This is a genomic window from Massilia sp. 9096 (assembly GCF_000745265.1).
Taxonomy (GTDB): domain Bacteria; phylum Pseudomonadota; class Gammaproteobacteria; order Burkholderiales; family Burkholderiaceae_D; genus Telluria.
The window spans coordinates 2,209,686-2,226,465 of the sequence record NZ_JQNN01000001.1; the positions used below are offsets into that span (position 1 = coordinate 2,209,686).

The window sequence follows — 16,780 nt, forward strand, 5'->3', positions numbered from 1 at the left end:
CGCGGCGGCCGCAGCGTTATAATGACCTCATCATTTCCGGCCGCGCGCGCCACCCAGGCTTGCGGGCAATCCAGACCATGCACTACGCCCTCGCGCCGCGCACCTTCCTGTTCAGTCACTATTTTTATACCGGCCTGCGGATCGCGTTCGGCATCGTCGGCCTGGCTTACTTCACGTACGCGGTCGCCAGCCTGCCGGCCGCGATGGCGGTCGCGATCGGCGCGCTGTGCACCAGCCTGATGGACATGCCCAGTCCGCTGCGCCATAAGTTCAACGAGATGCTCTCGGGCGTAGTCATGTGCTCGCTGACGGCGCTGCTGGTCAGCCTGTGTTCGCCCGTGCCATGGCTGCTGCGCACGGCGATCGTGCTGGTCTCGTTTTTGGCCAGCATGATGGTCGTGTACGGCAAGAAGGCGATGCCGCTGCAGTTCGTGGCGCTGTTCGTGATGATGCTCTCGAGCGAGGACGCAGCCACGCCGCTGGAAGCGCTGCGCGAAGGCGGCCTGTTCTTCCTGGGCGGCGCCGGCTACATGGCCTACGCGATGGTGGTGGTGTGGTTCCTGCGCCGGCGCCTGAAACAGCAGGTGCTGGCCGAGGCGCTGTACGAGCTGGCCTCGTACACCAGCACCAAGGCCGGCTGCTACGACCTCGAGCTGGCGCTGCCGGCGCAGATGGAAAAGCTGGTGCGCCAGCAAAGCGTGCTGGCCGAACGCCAGCAGGCTTCCCGTGACCTGATCCTGCGCGGCCGGCCGCGCGCGGACGAGGCGATCCTGGTGCAGGTGCACTATGCCATGTTCGACCTGTACGAGCTGGTGCTCTCGACCCACACCGACTACGTGCTGCTGCGCCAGCATTTCGCGCAGGGCGCCGGCGGCCACCCGGTGCTGCCGCTGCTGGCCGACCTGACCGGCAAGGCCGCGCTCGACATCGAGTCGGTGGCCTACGCGATGACGCGCGACCGCGCTTCCTACGCCGCCATGGATTACCACGCCGAGCTGAGTGCACTCGACGCCGTCCTGGCCGCGCTGCCCCTGCAGGAAGGCGAAGCCGCCGAAGCCCAGGCGCTGCTGCACGCCACTTCCAACAAGATCCGCGACGCGATCGCGATGATCCGCCGCCTGCACGCGGCCACCCAGGCGCAGCAAGGCCCGCTGCCGATCGCCCCCGGCGCCGACATGACGCCCTTCCTCACCCAGCAGCGCTACAACATCGGCATCCTGCTGGACAACCTGCGCTGGACCTCGCCCACCTTCCGCTATTCGCTGCGCGTGGCGATGGCGATCTCGCTCGGATTGGTGTCGGCCGCCTGGCTGCCCTGGAAGACGCACGGCTACTGGACCGCGCTGACCATCGCCGTGGTGCTCAAACCCAGCTTCAGCATGACGCGCCAGCGCCGCGCCGACCGCCTGGTCGGCACCCTCGTCGGCTGCCTCTTGACCGCCGTGATCCTGCATTTCGTGCACGCGCCGGCGCTGCTGTTCGGCTTCCTGTTCGTGGCGACCGCGGCCGGCCCGACCTTCCTGTACGTGAAATACCGCTACACGGCGATCGCCGCCAGCATGCAGGCGCTGCTGCTGATCGGCCTGACCGTGCCGCACGGCGCCAGCGCGATCGGCGAGCGCCTGCTCGACACGCTGGTCGGCACCTTCATCGCCACCTTCTTCAGCTACGTGCTGCCGAGCTGGGAGTACCAGAACCTGCCGCAGCTGGTCGACAACGTGCTCGACGCAAACCGCAAATACATCGACGCCGCCATCGACCTGCTGCTCAAGCGCCCCGACGATTTCCACTACCGGATCGCGCGCAAGGGCTTCATGGACAGCCTGGGCACCCTCAGCGGCGCGCTCGGACGCATGCTCGACGAGCCGGCCGCCAAGCGCCGCGCGCCCGAGGAGCTGAACCGCTTCACGGTGCAGAACTACCTGCTGGTGGCGCACATGGCGGCGCTGCGCCTGCTGCTGCAGCGCTATGCCGACAAGCTGCCGCGCGCCGAGGTCGACGCCGCGCTCGAGGCCATGTTCGCCGAGCTGCGCGCGACCCTCGGCCTGGCCGCACAGCCTGCGGCGCCGGCGGCGGGCGCGCAGACCGTGTGGATCGCCGAATGGCCGGGCTGGGCGCCGCTGCAGCGCCGCCTGCGCCTGCTGCAGCAGGACGCCGCCCAGGTCGCGCTCAGCCGCGAGGCGATCGACCGGGCGTTTGGACGCACGCCCCAGCCCGCCGCAGGGCACGCGATGGCGCCGGGCGTCCTGCGCTGACGGCAGCCCCGGGTCCAGCCCGGGAAGCCATCATCGACGCCGGGTGCAAGGTCAGTACGGGCTCAGTCCGGCGCCACCGTCCATTGCCAGCGCACGCCGTCGCTGCCGTCCGGCCGCGGGCCGGGACTGTCGACGCGCAGGGCGCCGCTGGCCGGGTCGACGCGCAGGAAGCGGTGGGTGGCCAGCGACATCAGCGCCAGCTCGCCGGTCGGCGTCTCGATCCACTGGAAGTCCCGGGCCGCGCCGTCGTCCTCGCCAGCGTTCCCCTCACGCAGGATGATGCCGCCATCGGCGTCCACGCTCAGCCAGCGCGCGCCCGCGCGCAGCGCGACGCGCCCGAGACCGCGGTCGACCACCAGGAACGGCGAGGCCATCGCATCGGCGCGCGCGCCGGGCCGGTTCGCCTGGCTCAGGCGGATGCGCTGGCCGTAGGGGATGGCGCGCGTCCGCCCGCGCGGGTAAGGCTGGTAGACGTCGATGCTGTCGAAGTCGGCGTAGCCGCCGTCGTGGCCGTCGCGGTTGTAGTTGAACAGGGCGTAGCGCACGCCCTGGAAGGTGGTCAGCTGGAACACCATGGTGAAGGGCGCGCCGATCGGGGCGAAGGCCACGCCGTCGCTCGACCAGGAAAAGCGCGCCTGCTCGGCGAGGAAATCGCAGTCGGCGCGCAGCCAGACGCGCGTGGCGCCGGCCGGCAAGGCGGCGCGCAGCGTGCGCCCGCTCGACTGGTCGAACAGCGCCAGCGCCAGGCCGTCGGCGCTGCGTTCCACCGCAAGCGTCGCGTACGGAAAGTTCAGCAGACCGAGGCCGGCCACGTCGCCTTGCTTCAGACCGGCCAGGTCGAGCGCCACCGTCGGCGTCGACATCGGCCCGACGGCGCGCTGGGTCAGGCTGTTGCGCGCCTCCCAGAAAGAGGCCGCCGGCAGCGCGTGCAGGCGCAGGAAACCGGGCCGCTCGGACAGCGACCATCTGGCGTCGACCGGCGCATGGTTCCACTGCCAGACCGGCGCCAGGACGGTGCTGGAAAAATCGTCGCTGCGCGCGAATGGCGCATGGGACTGCTGCGGCTCGGCAGTCTTCGGCTTGACCCAGGTCCGTGGATTGCGTCCCAGGTTGCCGGGCAAGCCGAACCAGGGCCAGCCATCCTTCCAGGTGACCGGCGCCAGCCCGAGCAGGCGTCCGACCGCGTTATAGTCCATCATCGAGAAGCCCCACCACTCCCCGGCCGGCGTCAGTACGATGCCGCCCTGGTGCAGCGAATCGGCGTTCGCGGCCGAGCGGTCGGGCGGCAGGATCGTCGATGGGTCCTTGGCGTCGCGCAGGCGGTGGCCGGCGGCCATGCCGAAGTTTTCATCCTTGCTGACGGCCGGGTTGACCTCGTACGGTCCGTCGACCCGGTCGGCGCGCGCCGCCGACATGCGAAAGCCGCCGGCGTAGTTGGCGCTCAGGATGTAGTAGCGGCCACCGATCTTGTAGAAATGCGCGCCCTCGCCCATGCCGGCGTCCTTCGTGAACAAGACCTTGTCGGTGCCGGGCACGATATCGCTCAGCTCGGCGTTCAACTGCGCCAGGTGCATGTCCTGGTAACCCCACACCACCCAGGTCTTGCCGTCGTCGTCGAACAGCACCGACAGGTCGTGCAGGCCGCGCTTCATCTCGCGGTGGGTCCACGGGCCGCGCGGGTCGGTGGCGGTATAGATCTGCGTGGCGCGCCCGTTGACGTTGCTGAAGATGTAAAAAGTACCGTCGCGCCAGCGCAGGCTCGGCGCCCAGATGCCGCGGCCGTAGATGTTCTTGCCGTCTTCCAGCCTGTAAGCCGGCACGGCGTCGAGCCGGTCCATGGCGTAGCCGAGGAATTCCCAGTTCACCAGGTCTTTCGAGCGCAGCAGCGGCAGGCCGGGCATCGCGTGCATCGTCGTGCCGGTCAGGTAGAACCAGTCGCCCACGCGGATCAGGTCGGGGTCCGAGAACTCGTCGTAGAACACCGGGTTGGTGAAAGTGCCGTCGCCATTGTCGGCGGTCCAGGTCCGGGTCGACAGGCCGTGCGCGGGGCGCGGTTCGGGCTGGGCGCCGGCCGAAACGTGGACGACAGCCGCCATCAGCAAGGCCAGCCGCAAGACAGGACGGCGCAGGACGGGACGGCGCAGGATGGACAAAACCATGGCAAACCTCGGAATGGGAGGCGCGTGCGCGCCCAATGACTGCAATGTAATTGCCTGTGGACACAGAAAACAAATGGTTTTTGGCAGCGCTGCGATACCGAAACCGGTATCCCACGCTGTCCCGGCGGCCGCGCGCCAGGGCGGCTTCGGTGCAGCACCGCACCGAGATCATCCACACCTGCGCGTATCGTCGATCTCGCAGATCAACCGTCTATTCAATATTCCAGGGGAAACACATGCAAAAGTACAAGGCAGCCATCGTCGGTGGCGTCATCGCCGGGATCGTGACCACGGCCGTCATGCAGCTGGGCCGCAGGACCGGCCTGCTGACCAAGACGCTCGACCGCGACGCCGTCGACTGGATCGACCGCTTGACGGACTCGCGCGAGGTCATCGGCGACGCCGGCACCAGCGCGGTCGAATTCGTCAACCACCTGGGCGCCTCGGCAGCCTTCGGCGCGGCGGTGCCGAAGCTGCGCGAACTCGCGCCCGAGCTATCGCCGGTGGCGCTGGGTGCGCTGTACGGCACGGCGCTGTACGCGGTGAACATCGCCGGCATCGCGCCGGTGCTCGGGATCACCGAAGGCGAGGTCCAGGCGGGACCGCGTAAGGCCGCCGAGCGCTGGGGCATCCACGTGCTGCAGGCGGTCGTGACCGCGGTGCTGGCCGAGCGCTTGACCTCGCCCTCGGAGGACTGAGCGGCGCGCGTCGACGAATGACCGATTGTGGCGTACGCTTGATTCGCGATTTCACAAACTCCCGCAATTAGGACGATTGCATAGTATTATTGTGCAAACAATAACGAGTCCGATGCCCTTGCAGGTATCGATCATGATCATCCGTCCAGCCCGCCTCCCCCGTCCCACGGCGCCACGATCCACAGAGCATGGACGGGGCGCCGCCGCGCCTGCGCATCGCCATAAAAACGAACTCCGAGACAACCATGACAATTGACCAGGCAAGCGTCGAGACGCTGATGCAGGGCGACCACCACGATCCCTTTTCGGTGCTCGGCATGCACCGCGTTGAAGCCGCGCTGGTCGTGCGCGCACTGTTGCCGGGCGCCCTCAAGGTCGACCTGATCGAGGCTAAGACCGGGCGCAAGCTGTGCAAGCTGCAGCGTTCGTACGGCAGCGAACTGTTCAGCGCGACCATCGCGCGGCGCAAGAATCCCTTCGCCTACCGCCTGCGCGTCGATTGGGGCAGCCACCAGCAGGACATCGACGACCCGTACCGCTTCGGCCAGGTGCTGGGCGAGATGGATGTCTGGCTGCTGGCCGAGGGCACGCATGCGCGGCCCTACGAAAAGCTCGGCGCCCATCCGGCCGAGGTCGAGGGGGTGGCCGGGGTCGCTTTTGCGGTGTGGGCGCCGAATGCGCGCCGGGTGTCGGTGGTCGGCAGCTTCAACAACTGGGACGGGCGGCGCCACATGATGCGCGTGCGCGGCGCCTCGGGCGTGTGGGAGATCTTCATCCCGCAGCTGGTTGAAGGCGACCTGTACAAATTCGAGATCAAGGCGCAAAGCGGCGAAGTCCTGCTCAAGGCCGACCCGTTCGCCTTGCGTGCCGAACTGCGCCCCAACACCGCGTCGATGGTCGGCCGCCTGCCGCCGCCCTTCCCTGCTTCGGCAGCGCGCCGCAGCGCCAACGGCCTGGGCGCGCCGGTCAGCATCTACGAGGTGCATCCCGGCTCCTGGCGCCGCGTGCCGGAAGACGGCGGCCGCTGGCTCAGCTACCGCGAACTGGCGGACCAGCTGATCCCCTATGTGAAGGAACTCGGCTTCACCCACATCGAGTTCATGCCGATCAGCGAGCACCCGTTCGACGGCTCCTGGGGCTACCAGCCGATCGGGCTGTACGCGCCGACCTCGCGTTTCGGCACGCCGGAAGACTTCCGCCATTTCGTCGAGACCGCGCACGCCAACGGCATCGGCGTGCTGCTGGACTGGGTGCCGGGCCACTTCCCGTCCGACATCCACGGCCTGGCGCGCTTCGACGGCAGCCACCTGTACGAGCACGCCGATCCGCGCGAAGGCTTCCACCAGGACTGGAACACGCTGATCTACAACTACGGCCGCAAGGAAGTGCTGAACTACCTGGCCGGCAATGCGCTGTACTGGGTCGAGCGCTTCGGCATCGACGGCCTGCGCGTCGACGCGGTGGCCTCGATGCTGTACCGCGACTACAGCCGCAAGGAAGGCGAATGGGTCCCTAACGAGCATGGCGGGCGCGAGAACCTGGAGGCGATCGCCTTCCTGCGCCGCGCCAACCAGCTGGTGTGCGCCGAGCGCCCGGACGCGGTGATGGTCGCGGAAGAATCGACCAGCTTCCCGAACGTCTCGCGGCCGCTGGAATTGAACGGCCTGGGCTTTCACTACAAGTGGAACATGGGCTGGATGAACGACACGCTGCGCTACATGCAGGAAGATCCGGTCAACCGCAAGTACCACCACGACAAGATGACCTTCGGGCTGGTCTACGCGTTCACCGAAAACTTCGTGCTGCCGCTGTCGCACGACGAGGTGGTGCACGGCAAGGGTTCGATCCTGGCGCGCATGCCCGGCGACGACTGGCAGCGCTTCGCCAACCTGCGCGCCTACTACGGCTTCATGTGGGGCCATCCCGGCAAGAAGCTGCTGTTCATGGGCAGCGAGTTTGCCCAGAGCGCCGAATGGAACCACGATCGCAGCCTCGACTGGCACCTGCTCGAGCACGCGCCGCACCAGGGCGTGCAGCGCCTGGTGCGCGACCTGAACGCGGTCTACCGCCACTACCCGGCCCTGCACGAGCTCGACGTCGACGCGCGCGGCTTCGAATGGATCACCCACGAAGACCGCGACAACTCGGTGTTCTCGTTCATCCGCAAGGCCGGCAACGGCGATTCCGTGATCGTGCTGGCCAACTTCACGCCGGTGCCGCGCCACGGCTACCGCATCGGCGTCGACCGCCCGGGACGCTACGTCGAGATCCTCAACAGCGACGCCGCGGTCTACGGCGGCAGCGGCCTGCACAACGGCGCGCTGCAGACCGAGCCGGTCGCCCTGCATGGCCGTGACCTGTCGCTGGTGGTGACCGTGCCGCCGCTGGCGACGATCATGCTGAGACTGGAAACTGAATCGGAGAGTGCGCAATGACGGCGCCGCAACGCTTGCGCGCAGGCGCCGCCTACCCGCTCGGTGCGCATTGGGATGGCCATGGCGTGAATTTCGCCCTGGTCGCGCCGCATGCGCAGGCGGTCGAGCTGTGCCTGTTCGATGCCGTGGGCAAGCAGGAACAGGCGCGCCTGGCCCTGCCGGCCTGCACGGATGGCGTCTGGCACGGCTATCTGGAAAGCGCCGAACCGGGCCTGGTGTATGGCTACCGCGTCAGCGGACCGTATGCGCCGCAGCGCGGCCAGCGCTTCAACCCGAACAAGGTGCTGCTCGACCCGTACGCGCGCGCGATCGTCGGCGACTACCTCGGCCAACCCGGGTTCGCGGGCCAGGCCGGCGATGCGCCGGAGCAGCCCGACCCGTTCGATACCGCCGCCATCGCACTCAAGGCGCAGGTGGTGCACGAAGACTACGACTGGGGCGGGGATGCGCCACCGCGCGTGGCGCCGCTGGACACCGTCATCTACGAAGTGCACGTCAAGGGCTTCACCCGGCTGCATCCCGAGGTGCCGCAGGCCTTGCGCGGCACCTACGCTGGCCTGGCCCAGCCGGCCGTGCTGGACGCCTTGCAGAAGCTCGGCGTGACCACGCTCAGTTTGCTGCCGGTGCACGCACGCGCGGACGAGATGCGCCTGCAGCACATGGGCCTGTCGAATTACTGGGGGTATTCGAGCATCGGCTTTTTCGCGCCCGAGAAGCGCTACTGCTCGAACCAGGCCGGCAGCACGCCGATCTCTGAATTTCGCGACATGGTCAAGGCCCTGCACGCGCGCGGCATCGAAGTCGTGCTCGACGTGGTCTACAACCACAGCGCCGAAACCGACCAACACGGCCCGACGCTGAGCTTGCGCGGCATCGACAACGCCCTGTACTACCACCTGCAGCCTGACAATCCGGCGTTGTACGAGAACTGGACCGGCTGCGGCAATTGCCTGAACCTGGCCGAGCCACGCGTGCTGCAGCTGGTGATGGATTCGCTGCGCTACTGGGTGCAGGAGATGCACGTCGACGGCTTCCGCTTCGACCTCGCGCCCGAGCTGGCGCGCGACGCCCGCGGCTTTTCCAGCGCCTCTGCCTTCCTCGCGGCCGTGCGCCAGGATCCGGTGCTCTCGACCGTGAAACTGATCGCCGAGCCCTGGGACATCGGCCCGGGCGGCTACCAGCTCGGCCAGTTCCCGGCCGGCTGGCTGGAATGGAACGACAAGTACCGCGACGCCATGCGCGCGTTCTGGCTCAGGCCTGGCAGTGGTAACGGCGGCGGCAGCGGCGCGCTGGGCGACTTCGCGCGCCGCTTCGCCGGCTCGAGCGACGTGTTCCGGCACGATGGCCGCAGCCCCACCGCCAGCGTCAACTTCATCGCCGCCCACGACGGCTTCACGCTGCGCGACCTGGTCAGCTACGGCCACAAGCACAACGAAGCCAACGGCGAGGACAACCGTGACGGCACGGGCGACAACCACAGCTGGAACTGCGGCGTCGAAGGCCCGAGCGACGACGCGGCGATACTGCAGCTGCGCGCGCGCCTGCAGCGCGCGCTGATGGCGACCCTGCTGCTCTCGCAAGGCACGCCGATGCTGCTGGCCGGCGACGACATCGGCCACTCGCAGCAGGGCAACAACAACGCCTATTGCCAGGACAACGCCTTGAGCTGGCTCGACTGGCCGCACGCCGACGGCGCCCTGGCCGATTTCACCGCGCGCCTGATCGAAGCGCGCAAACGCCATCGCGCGCTGCGCCACGCCAGCTGGTACGACGGCGCCGTGCAAAGCGATGGCCATCCCGACATCGCCTGGCTGGGAACGGACGGCACGCCGCTCGACGACGCGGCCTGGAGCGGCGGCCAGCGCTGCATCGGCATCCGGCTGGGCGCCCCGGCGCTGGCTGAACAGGATGGCGCGCAGGCCGGCGACGCCGCCTGCCTGCTGCTGGTCAACGCGCAGGCGCAGGCGCGCGACTTCGTGCTCCCGCAAGGCGCCTGGCGGGTGCTGATCGACAGCGCCGACCCGTCCGTGCAGCCGCACGAGGTCAAGGACGGCATCGCGGTGCCGGCGCATGCCGTCGTGCTCCTCGTCGATGCATCCACAGAGGAATCCGCAGAGCGGCCGGCGCCCCGGAGCGAACATCGAACCGCGTGACATTCAACATAAGAAACAGGAGGCATCATGATCGATCATCTCATCACCCGGGGTCCTGAAAGAAGAAAAGGCTATCCCTCGCACCGCCTGCCCGAACGCGCCATCGCCCTGGTCCTGGCCGGCGGGCGCGGTTCGCGCCTGCAGCAGCTGACCGACCGGCGCGCCAAGCCGGCCGTGTACTTCGGCGGCAAGTTCCGCATCATCGATTTCGTGCTGTCGAACTGCATCAACTCGGGTTTCCGCCGCATCGGCGTGGTGACCCAGTACAAATCGCACTCGCTGTTGCGCCACCTGCAGCGCGGCTGGAGCTTCCTGCGCGGCGACCAGAACGAATTCATCGACCTGCTGCCGGCCCAGCAGCGCATCGACGAAGAGCACTGGTACCGCGGCACCGCCGATGCGGTGTTCCAGAACATCGACATCCTCGACTCGCACGATCCGGACTACGTGGTGGTGCTGGCCGGCGACCATATCTACAAGATGGATTATTCGCTGATGCTGCAGGACCACGTCGCCACCGGCGCCGAATGCACGATCGGCTGCATCGAAGTGCCCAAGGCCGAGGCCTCGGCGTTCGGCGTGATGGCGATCAACGAGCGCCGCAAGATCACCGAGTTCGTCGAAAAGCCGGCCAATCCGCCCACCATGCCCGGCAAGCCGGACATGGCGCTGGCCAGCATGGGCATCTACATCTTCAACGCCGACTACCTGTACCGCCTGCTCAACGAGGAAGTGGCCAACTCGGCCACCACCCACGACTTCGGCAAGGACATCATCCCGCGCGTGGTGGCGGAAGGCGGCGCGGTGGCGCATCCGTTCAGCATGTCGTGCATCCCGAGCGGCGACGGCGTGCCGGCCTACTGGCGCGACGTCGGCACGGTGGACGCGTTCTGGTCGGCCAACCTCGACCTGGCCTCGATCTCGCCGGAACTGAACATCTACGACGCCGACTGGCCGATCTGGACCCACCAGGAACAGCTGCCGCCGGCCAAGTTCGTCCACGACCGCAACGGCGAACACGGCATGGCGGTGAACGTGCTGGTCTCGGGTGGCTGCATCGTGTCGGGCTCGCACGTCGCGCTGTCGGTGCTGTTCTCGGACGTGCGCGTGCATTCGTTCTGCCACATCGACCAGGCCGTGATCCTGCCGCATACCGAGATCGGCGAAAGCTGCCGGCTGACCAAGGTCGTGATCGACCGCGGCTGCAGGATCCCGGCCGGCACCGTCATCGGCGAGGATGCGGTGCTCGATGCGCAGCGCTTCTACCGCACCGACAGCGGCGTCGTGCTGGTGACGCAGGACATGCTGGACAAACTCTGAGCCGACTGGAATCCCCATGCGCGTACTGCACATCTGTTCTGAAATCTATCCGCTGCTGAAAACCGGCGGCCTGGCCGACGTCGCCGGCGCCCTGCCGATCGCGCAGGGCCGCCTGGGATGCGAGGCGCGCGTGCTGGTGCCGGGCTTCCCGCGCCTGCGCGAGGGCATCCTCGAGCAGACGCTGGTGGCCGAATTCGGCCCGCGCTTCGGCGCGCAAGCGGTGCGCCTGTACCGCGGCGTGCTGCCCGGAAGCGACATCGTCGCCTACGTGATCGACGCGCCCGACCTGTACGACCGCCCCGGCAATCCCTACGCCGACGCCAGCAACCACGCCTACCCGGACAACCACCAGCGCTTCGCCCTGCTCGGCTGGATGGGCGTGCGCCTGGCCGAAGGGCTCGACCATGCGTGGCGGCCGCAGGTGCTGCACAGCCACGACTGGCATGCCGCGCTGGCGCCGGCCTACCTGAAGGCGCTGGAGCAATCGACCGGGCGGCGCGTGGCCGGCAGCGTGCAGACCATCCACAACCTGGCTTACCAGGGCAACTTCCCGAGCCATGTGTTCGGCTACCTCGATCTGCCGGCGAACTTCTTCGACATCAACGGGATCGAATTCCATGGCCAGTGCTCGTTCCTGAAGGCCGGGCTGTACTTCGCCGACAAGATCACCACCGTCAGCCCGACCTACGCGCACGAGATCCAGCAGCCGGAACAGGGCTGCGGCCTGGACGGCCTGTTGCGCGCCCGTGTGCGCGACCTTTCGGGCATACTGAATGGCGTGGACGACACGGTATGGAATCCGGCGACGGACACCCTGCTCGCCGCCGGCTACGAGGCGCGCGACCTGGCCGGCAAGCTGGCCTGCCGGACGGCGCTGCAGCGCGAGGCCGGCCTGGCGGTACAGCAGGACGGCCCGCTGTTCTGCATCGTCAGCCGCCTGACCGAGCAGAAAGGCCTGCACCTGGTGCTGGCCGCCCTGCCCGAGATCGTGCGGCGCGGCGGCCAGATGATGGTGCTCGGCAGCGGCGACGCGCCGCTCGAAGCCGCGTTCGCGGCCGCCGCCGGCGCGCATCCGCAATCGATCGCGGTGCGCATCGGCTACGACGAGCAGCTGTCGCATCGCCTGATCGCCGGCGCCGACGTGATCCTGGTGCCGTCGCGCTTCGAGCCATGCGGCCTGACCCAGTTGTACGGGCTCAAATACGGCACCCTGCCGCTGGTGCGCAAGGTCGGCGGGCTGGCCGATACGGTGGTCGACGCCTCGCTCGAGAACATCGGTGACGGCGTGGCCACCGGCTTCGTCTTCGAGAGCTTCGACGACACCGGCATCGACGCCGCGGTGCGGCGCGCGTTTGCCCTGTACCAGCGCCCGGGCGACTGGAAGGCGGTGCAGGCGCGCGGCATGGGTCAGCGCTTCGACTGGGATGCGGCGGCCGCGCAATACCTCACGTTGTACCAGCAAATCGGAACATAACGCACTAAAAACACAGTAACCATTATCGAGAACGCAGAGAAGCAATGAACCTCAACGACCTACACCAAGACGATTCGGCCAACCAGGTGGCCAACCTCAAGCGTTCCATCGCAAGCAAACTGGTCTACGCCCTCGGCAAGGACCCGGCCGCGGCCGCCCCGCGCGACTGGCTGCAGGCCGCCGCCCTGGCGGTGCGCGAGCGCCTGGTCGAGCGCCAGATGAAGCTGGACGGCGTGCAAGCCGGCCAGGACGGCAAGCGCGTCTACTACATGTCGATCGAATTCCTGATTGGCCGCACCTTCACCAACGCCCTGCTGGCGCTGGGTCTGCACGAAGACGTGCGCCAGGCGCTCGACGAGCTGGGCGTCGACCTCGAACAGCTGCCCGAACTCGAACCGGACGCCGCGCTCGGCAACGGCGGCCTGGGCCGCCTGGCCGCCTGCTTCCTCGATTCGATGGCGACGCTGAACCTGGCCGGCATGGGCTATGGCATCCGCTACGACTACGGCATGTTCAAGCAGGAGATCGTCGACGGCCGCCAGGTCGAAGCGCCGGATTACTGGCTGACCGGCGGCAACCCGTGGGAAGTCGCGCGCCCGAACGTGCAGTTCAAGGTGCGCTTCGGCGGCCGCATCGAAACGCAGGGCGAGGCCGCGGATGGCACCGCGAACATGACCGTCAAGTGGGTCGACACCCAGGACGTCATCGCCATGGCCTACGACACCATCATCCCCGGCTACGCCACCGACGCCACCAACACCCTGCGCCTTTGGTCGGCCAAGGCCGTCGACGAATTCCACCTGCAGACCTTCAACGGCGGCAATTACGTCGGCGCGGTCGAGGAAAAGAACGCGGCCGAGAACATCTCGCGCGTGCTCTACCCCGACGATTCGACCCAGGCCGGACGCGAGCTGCGCCTGCGCCAGGAATACTTCTTCTGCGCCGCCAGCCTGCAGGACATCATCGCGCGCTACCTGGCCAAGCACGACGACTTCGACGCGCTGCCCGACCACGTCGCCATCCACCTGAACGACACCCACCCGGTGCTGGCGATTCCGGAACTGATGCGCATCCTGATCGACGACCACGGCCTGGAGTTCGCGCGCGCCTGGACCATCACGCAAAAGGTGTTCTCGTACACCAACCACACGCTGATGCAGGAAGCGCTCGAGACCTGGCCGGTGGACATGATGGGCCACTTCCTGCCGCGCCACCTGCACATCATCTTCGACATCAACAAGGCCTTCATCGACGCCACCAACGAGCAGTTCGGCATCGACGTCGAACGCATGCGCCGCGTGTCGCTGATCGACGAGGCGGGCGAGCGCCGCGTGCGCATGGCCCACCTGGCGGTCGTGGCCAGCCACAAGGTCAACGGCGTCTCGGCGCTGCACTCGGACCTGATGACGCGCTCGATCTTCGCCGACTTCGCCAAGCTGTTCCCCGAGCGCTTCAACAACAAGACCAACGGCATCACGCCGCGCCGCTGGCTGTCGCTGGCCAACCCGTCGTTGTCGAAGCTGATCGACGCGCGCATCGGCCCGGACTGGCGGCGCGACCTCGAGCAGCTGGGCCGGCTGCGCGACCTGGCGGGCGAGCAGGAGTTCGCCCAGCAGTTCCGCGCCGCCAAGCTGGTCAACAAGGAGCGCCTGGCCAGCTACATCCAGGAGCACCTCGGGATCACGGTCGATCCGACCTCGCTGTTCGACGTGCAGGTCAAGCGCATCCACGAGTACAAGCGCCAGCTGCTCAACGTGCTGCACGTGATCACGCGCTACAACCGCATCCTGGCCAATCCGGACGCCAACTGGGTGCCCCGCACCGTCATCTTCGCGGGCAAGGCGGCGTCGGCCTACCACATGGCCAAGCAGACCATCAAGCTGATCAACGACGTCGCCGAGGTGGTCAACAACGACGCGCGCGTGGGCGACAAGCTCAAGGTCGTGTTCATCCCGAACTACAGCGTCAGCCTGGCCGAGATCATCATCCCGGCCGCCGACCTGTCGGAACAGATCTCGACCGCCGGCACCGAAGCCTCGGGCACCGGCAACATGAAGCTGGGCCTGAACGGCGCGCTGACCATCGGCACGCTGGACGGCGCCAACGTCGAGATGCGCGAGAACGTCGGCGCGGACAACATCTTCATCTTCGGGAACACCACCGAGGAAGTCGAGGCGCTGCGCGCCCAGGGCTACAACCCGCGCGAGATCATCGAGCAGAACGAGGAACTGCGCCAGGTGCTCGAGCAGCTCCGCGACGGCCTGTTCTCGCCGGACGAGCCGGCGCGCTTCCACGACGTCTACAAGGTGTTTGCCGAATGGGGCGACCACTACCTGCTGCTGGCCGACTACGCCAGCTACGTGCAGACCCAGGACGCGGTCGACGAGCTGTTCCGCCAGGGCGACGAGTGGAACCGCAAGGCCATCCTGAACGTGGCCGGCATGGGCGTATTCTCGTCGGACCGCACGATCGCCGAGTACGCCGAGCAGATCTGGAACGCGCAGCCGGTCAAGCTGTGACGCCCGTGCGGCGCGCTGCTCCAAGCGCGCCGCACCTGTGCGGTCTTATTTGACTGCCGAGGCAGGCGCCCAGCCTGCCTTCACGCTGCCGTACCAGGCGCCGTAGGGCGGCAGCGTGATGCGCCCCTTTCCTTCGTGGCTGCCGCTCAAGCCGTGACCGCCCAGGTCCGACGCCTCGAGCGCCTGCGGCCATTCGAACGCCACTTCCCCGTCCGACAAATTGAAAGCCGCCAGCACGGCCGGCATCCCGTCCAGGCTGCGCGTGAACGCCAGCACCGGTTCCGGCGCGTCGAAAAAGGCGATGGCGCCGCGCGTGAGCTGCGGCTGCGTGCGGCGCCAGGCGATGAAGCGGCGCGCGAAGTTGAGCGGCGAGTCGGCCTCGCCTTCCTGCTTCGCCACGGCGCGAGCCAAGTGCGGCGCCGCCACCGGCAGCCACGGCGCGCCATCGGTGAAGCCGGCGTTCGGCGCCTCAGGCGTCCAAGGCATCGGCGTGCGGCAGCCGTCGCGGCCCTTGAACTCGGGCCAGAAGGCGATGCCGTACGGGTCCTGCAGCAGTTCGAACGGCACCTCGGCTTCGCTGAGAGCCAGCTCGTCGCCCTGGTACAGGCAAGGCGTGCCGCGCAGCGAACACTGCATCGCCAGCACCAGCCTGGCCAGCGCCGGCGAAGGCTGCTCTCCGCCCCAGCGCGTCATCACGCGCACGCTGTCGTGGTTCCCGACCGACCACGATGCCCAGCCGCCCTGCACGCGCGCTTCGAAATCCTCGACCTGCTGGCGGATGTGCGCGGCCGAGAAGTCGGGCGTCAGCAGGCTGAAGCTGTAGGCCATGTGCAGCTTGTCGCCGCCCGAGGTGTACTCGGCCATGACCGCCAGCGCATCGTCCGCCCCGACCTCGCCGATCGCGATCGCGCCGTACTCGTCCAGCAGCGTGCGCACCCGGCGCAGGAAGGCGATGTTGTCCGGCTGGGTCTTGTCGTACAGGTGCGACTGCATGCCGTAGGGGTTCACGGCCGTGGTCAGGCCCGTGTCGTGCGCCGCCGCCGGCGGGTTGCTGCGCAGCTGGCGGTCGTGGAAGTAATAGTCGCAGGCGTCCATGCGCGCGCCGTCGACCCCGCGTTCGAGCCAGAAGCGCAGCACGTCGAGCTGGGCCTGCTGCACCTCCGGGTTGTGGAAGTTCAGCTGCGGCTGGCTGACCAGGAAGTTGTGCATGTAGTACTGGCGCCGCCTCGTATCCCACTGCCAGGACGAGCCGCCGAACACCGACAGCCAGTTGTTGGGCGGGTTGCCGTCGGGGAGCGGGTCGGCCCAGACGTACCAGTCGGCCTTCGGGTTGTCGCGGCTCGCACGGCTTTCGGCGAACCACGGGTGCGCCTCGGCCGTGTGCGACATCACCTGGTCGATCATGATCTTCAAGCCCAGCGCGTGCGCGCGCGCGACCAGCGCGTCGAAGTCGGCCAGCGTGCCGAACAGCGGGTCGACGTCGCAGTAGTCGGAAATGTCGTAGCCGAAGTCCTTCATCGGCGACTTGAAGAAGGGCGACAGCCAGACGATGTCCACGCCGAGGCTGGCGATGTAGTCGAGCCTGGCGGTGATGCCCGGCAGGTCGCCGACGCCGTCGCCGTCCGTGTCGAGGTAGCTGCGCGGATAGACCTGGTAGATGATGGCGTCGCGCCACCAGTCGGTGGCCGCCGTGGCCGGCGCAGACGGGGCGGCCTGGGTTGCCGAAATAGCTGGGGTGTTGATCATTGCGTTCGATGTCCGGGAAAG

9 protein-coding genes are annotated in these 16,780 nt (G+C 67.9%); 7 read left to right on the forward strand and 2 right to left on the reverse strand.

Annotated elements, in window-relative coordinates; all coding sequences use genetic code 11:
* Positions 1–77: 77 nt before the first annotated feature.
* Positions 78–2,255, forward strand: coding sequence for an FUSC family membrane protein (locus tag FA90_RS09380; protein ID WP_051971637.1), 2,178 nt, complete (start codon positions 78–80; stop codon positions 2,253–2,255).
* A 62-nt stretch (positions 2,256–2,317) separates the two neighbouring features.
* Here the strand turns inward: FA90_RS09380 and FA90_RS09385 are convergent, their stop codons facing one another.
* Complete coding sequence (locus tag FA90_RS09385) at positions 2,318–4,414, reverse strand: glycoside hydrolase 43 family protein (RefSeq protein ID WP_051971638.1); 2,097 nt, start codon at positions 4,412–4,414, stop codon at positions 2,318–2,320.
* Between the two features lie 236 nt (positions 4,415–4,650).
* On the opposite strand from FA90_RS09385, the gene FA90_RS09390 reads away from it, so the two are divergent.
* The 6 genes from FA90_RS09390 (at position 4,651) to FA90_RS09415 (ending at position 15,013) form a co-directional block, all read left to right on the forward strand.
* Positions 4,651–5,112 carry a hypothetical protein gene (locus tag FA90_RS09390; protein WP_036168270.1) on the forward strand — a complete coding sequence of 154 codons (462 nt, stop codon included), beginning with the start codon at positions 4,651–4,653 and terminating at the stop codon, positions 5,110–5,112.
* Between the two features lie 245 nt (positions 5,113–5,357).
* Positions 5,358–7,547, forward strand: a complete 2,190-nt coding sequence (gene glgB / locus FA90_RS09395) for a 1,4-alpha-glucan branching protein GlgB (RefSeq protein ID WP_036175039.1) — start codon at positions 5,358–5,360, stop codon at positions 7,545–7,547.
* The gene (gene glgX / locus FA90_RS09400) at positions 7,544–9,700 is read left to right on the forward strand and encodes a glycogen debranching protein GlgX (RefSeq protein WP_051971640.1); all 2,157 of its coding nucleotides are present in this window, start codon (positions 7,544–7,546) and stop codon (positions 9,698–9,700) included. Before glgB ends, glgX begins: the two co-directional genes overlap by 4 nt.
* Before the next feature lie 27 nt (positions 9,701–9,727).
* A complete protein-coding gene (glgC, locus tag FA90_RS09405) occupies positions 9,728–11,020 on the forward strand; it encodes a glucose-1-phosphate adenylyltransferase (RefSeq protein ID WP_051971641.1) in 1,293 nt (430 codons plus the stop codon).
* 10 nt (positions 11,021–11,030) lie between these two features.
* Positions 11,031–12,494, forward strand: coding sequence for a glycogen synthase GlgA (gene glgA / locus FA90_RS09410; protein WP_197065366.1), 1,464 nt, complete (start codon positions 11,031–11,033; stop codon positions 12,492–12,494).
* Between the two features lie 44 nt (positions 12,495–12,538).
* A complete protein-coding gene (locus FA90_RS09415) occupies positions 12,539–15,013 on the forward strand; it encodes a glycogen/starch/alpha-glucan phosphorylase (protein WP_036168278.1) in 2,475 nt (824 codons plus the stop codon).
* Between the two features lie 45 nt (positions 15,014–15,058).
* Here FA90_RS09415 and FA90_RS09420 read toward each other — a convergent pair whose 3' ends face one another.
* Complete coding sequence (locus FA90_RS09420) at positions 15,059–16,759, reverse strand: alpha-glucosidase (RefSeq protein ID WP_051971642.1); 1,701 nt, start codon at positions 16,757–16,759, stop codon at positions 15,059–15,061.
* Between the last annotated feature and the right edge of the window lie 21 nt (positions 16,760–16,780).

Coding starts and splice junctions, on each gene's coding strand:
- glgB (WP_036175039.1), top strand. CDS start 5,358: ATGACAATTGACCAGGCAAGCGTCGAGACGCTGATGCAGGGCGACCAC.
- FA90_RS09380 (WP_051971637.1), top strand. CDS start 78: ATGCACTACGCCCTCGCGCCGCGCACCTTCCTGTTCAGTCACTATTTT.
- glgX (WP_051971640.1), top strand. CDS start 7,544: ATGACGGCGCCGCAACGCTTGCGCGCAGGCGCCGCCTACCCGCTCGGT.
- FA90_RS09385 (WP_051971638.1), bottom strand. CDS start 4,414: ATGGTTTTGTCCATCCTGCGCCGTCCCGTCCTGCGCCGTCCTGTCTTG.
- FA90_RS09390 (WP_036168270.1), top strand. CDS start 4,651: ATGCAAAAGTACAAGGCAGCCATCGTCGGTGGCGTCATCGCCGGGATC.
- FA90_RS09420 (WP_051971642.1), bottom strand. CDS start 16,759: ATGATCAACACCCCAGCTATTTCGGCAACCCAGGCCGCCCCGTCTGCG.
- FA90_RS09415 (WP_036168278.1), top strand. CDS start 12,539: ATGAACCTCAACGACCTACACCAAGACGATTCGGCCAACCAGGTGGCC.
- glgC (WP_051971641.1), top strand. CDS start 9,728: ATGATCGATCATCTCATCACCCGGGGTCCTGAAAGAAGAAAAGGCTAT.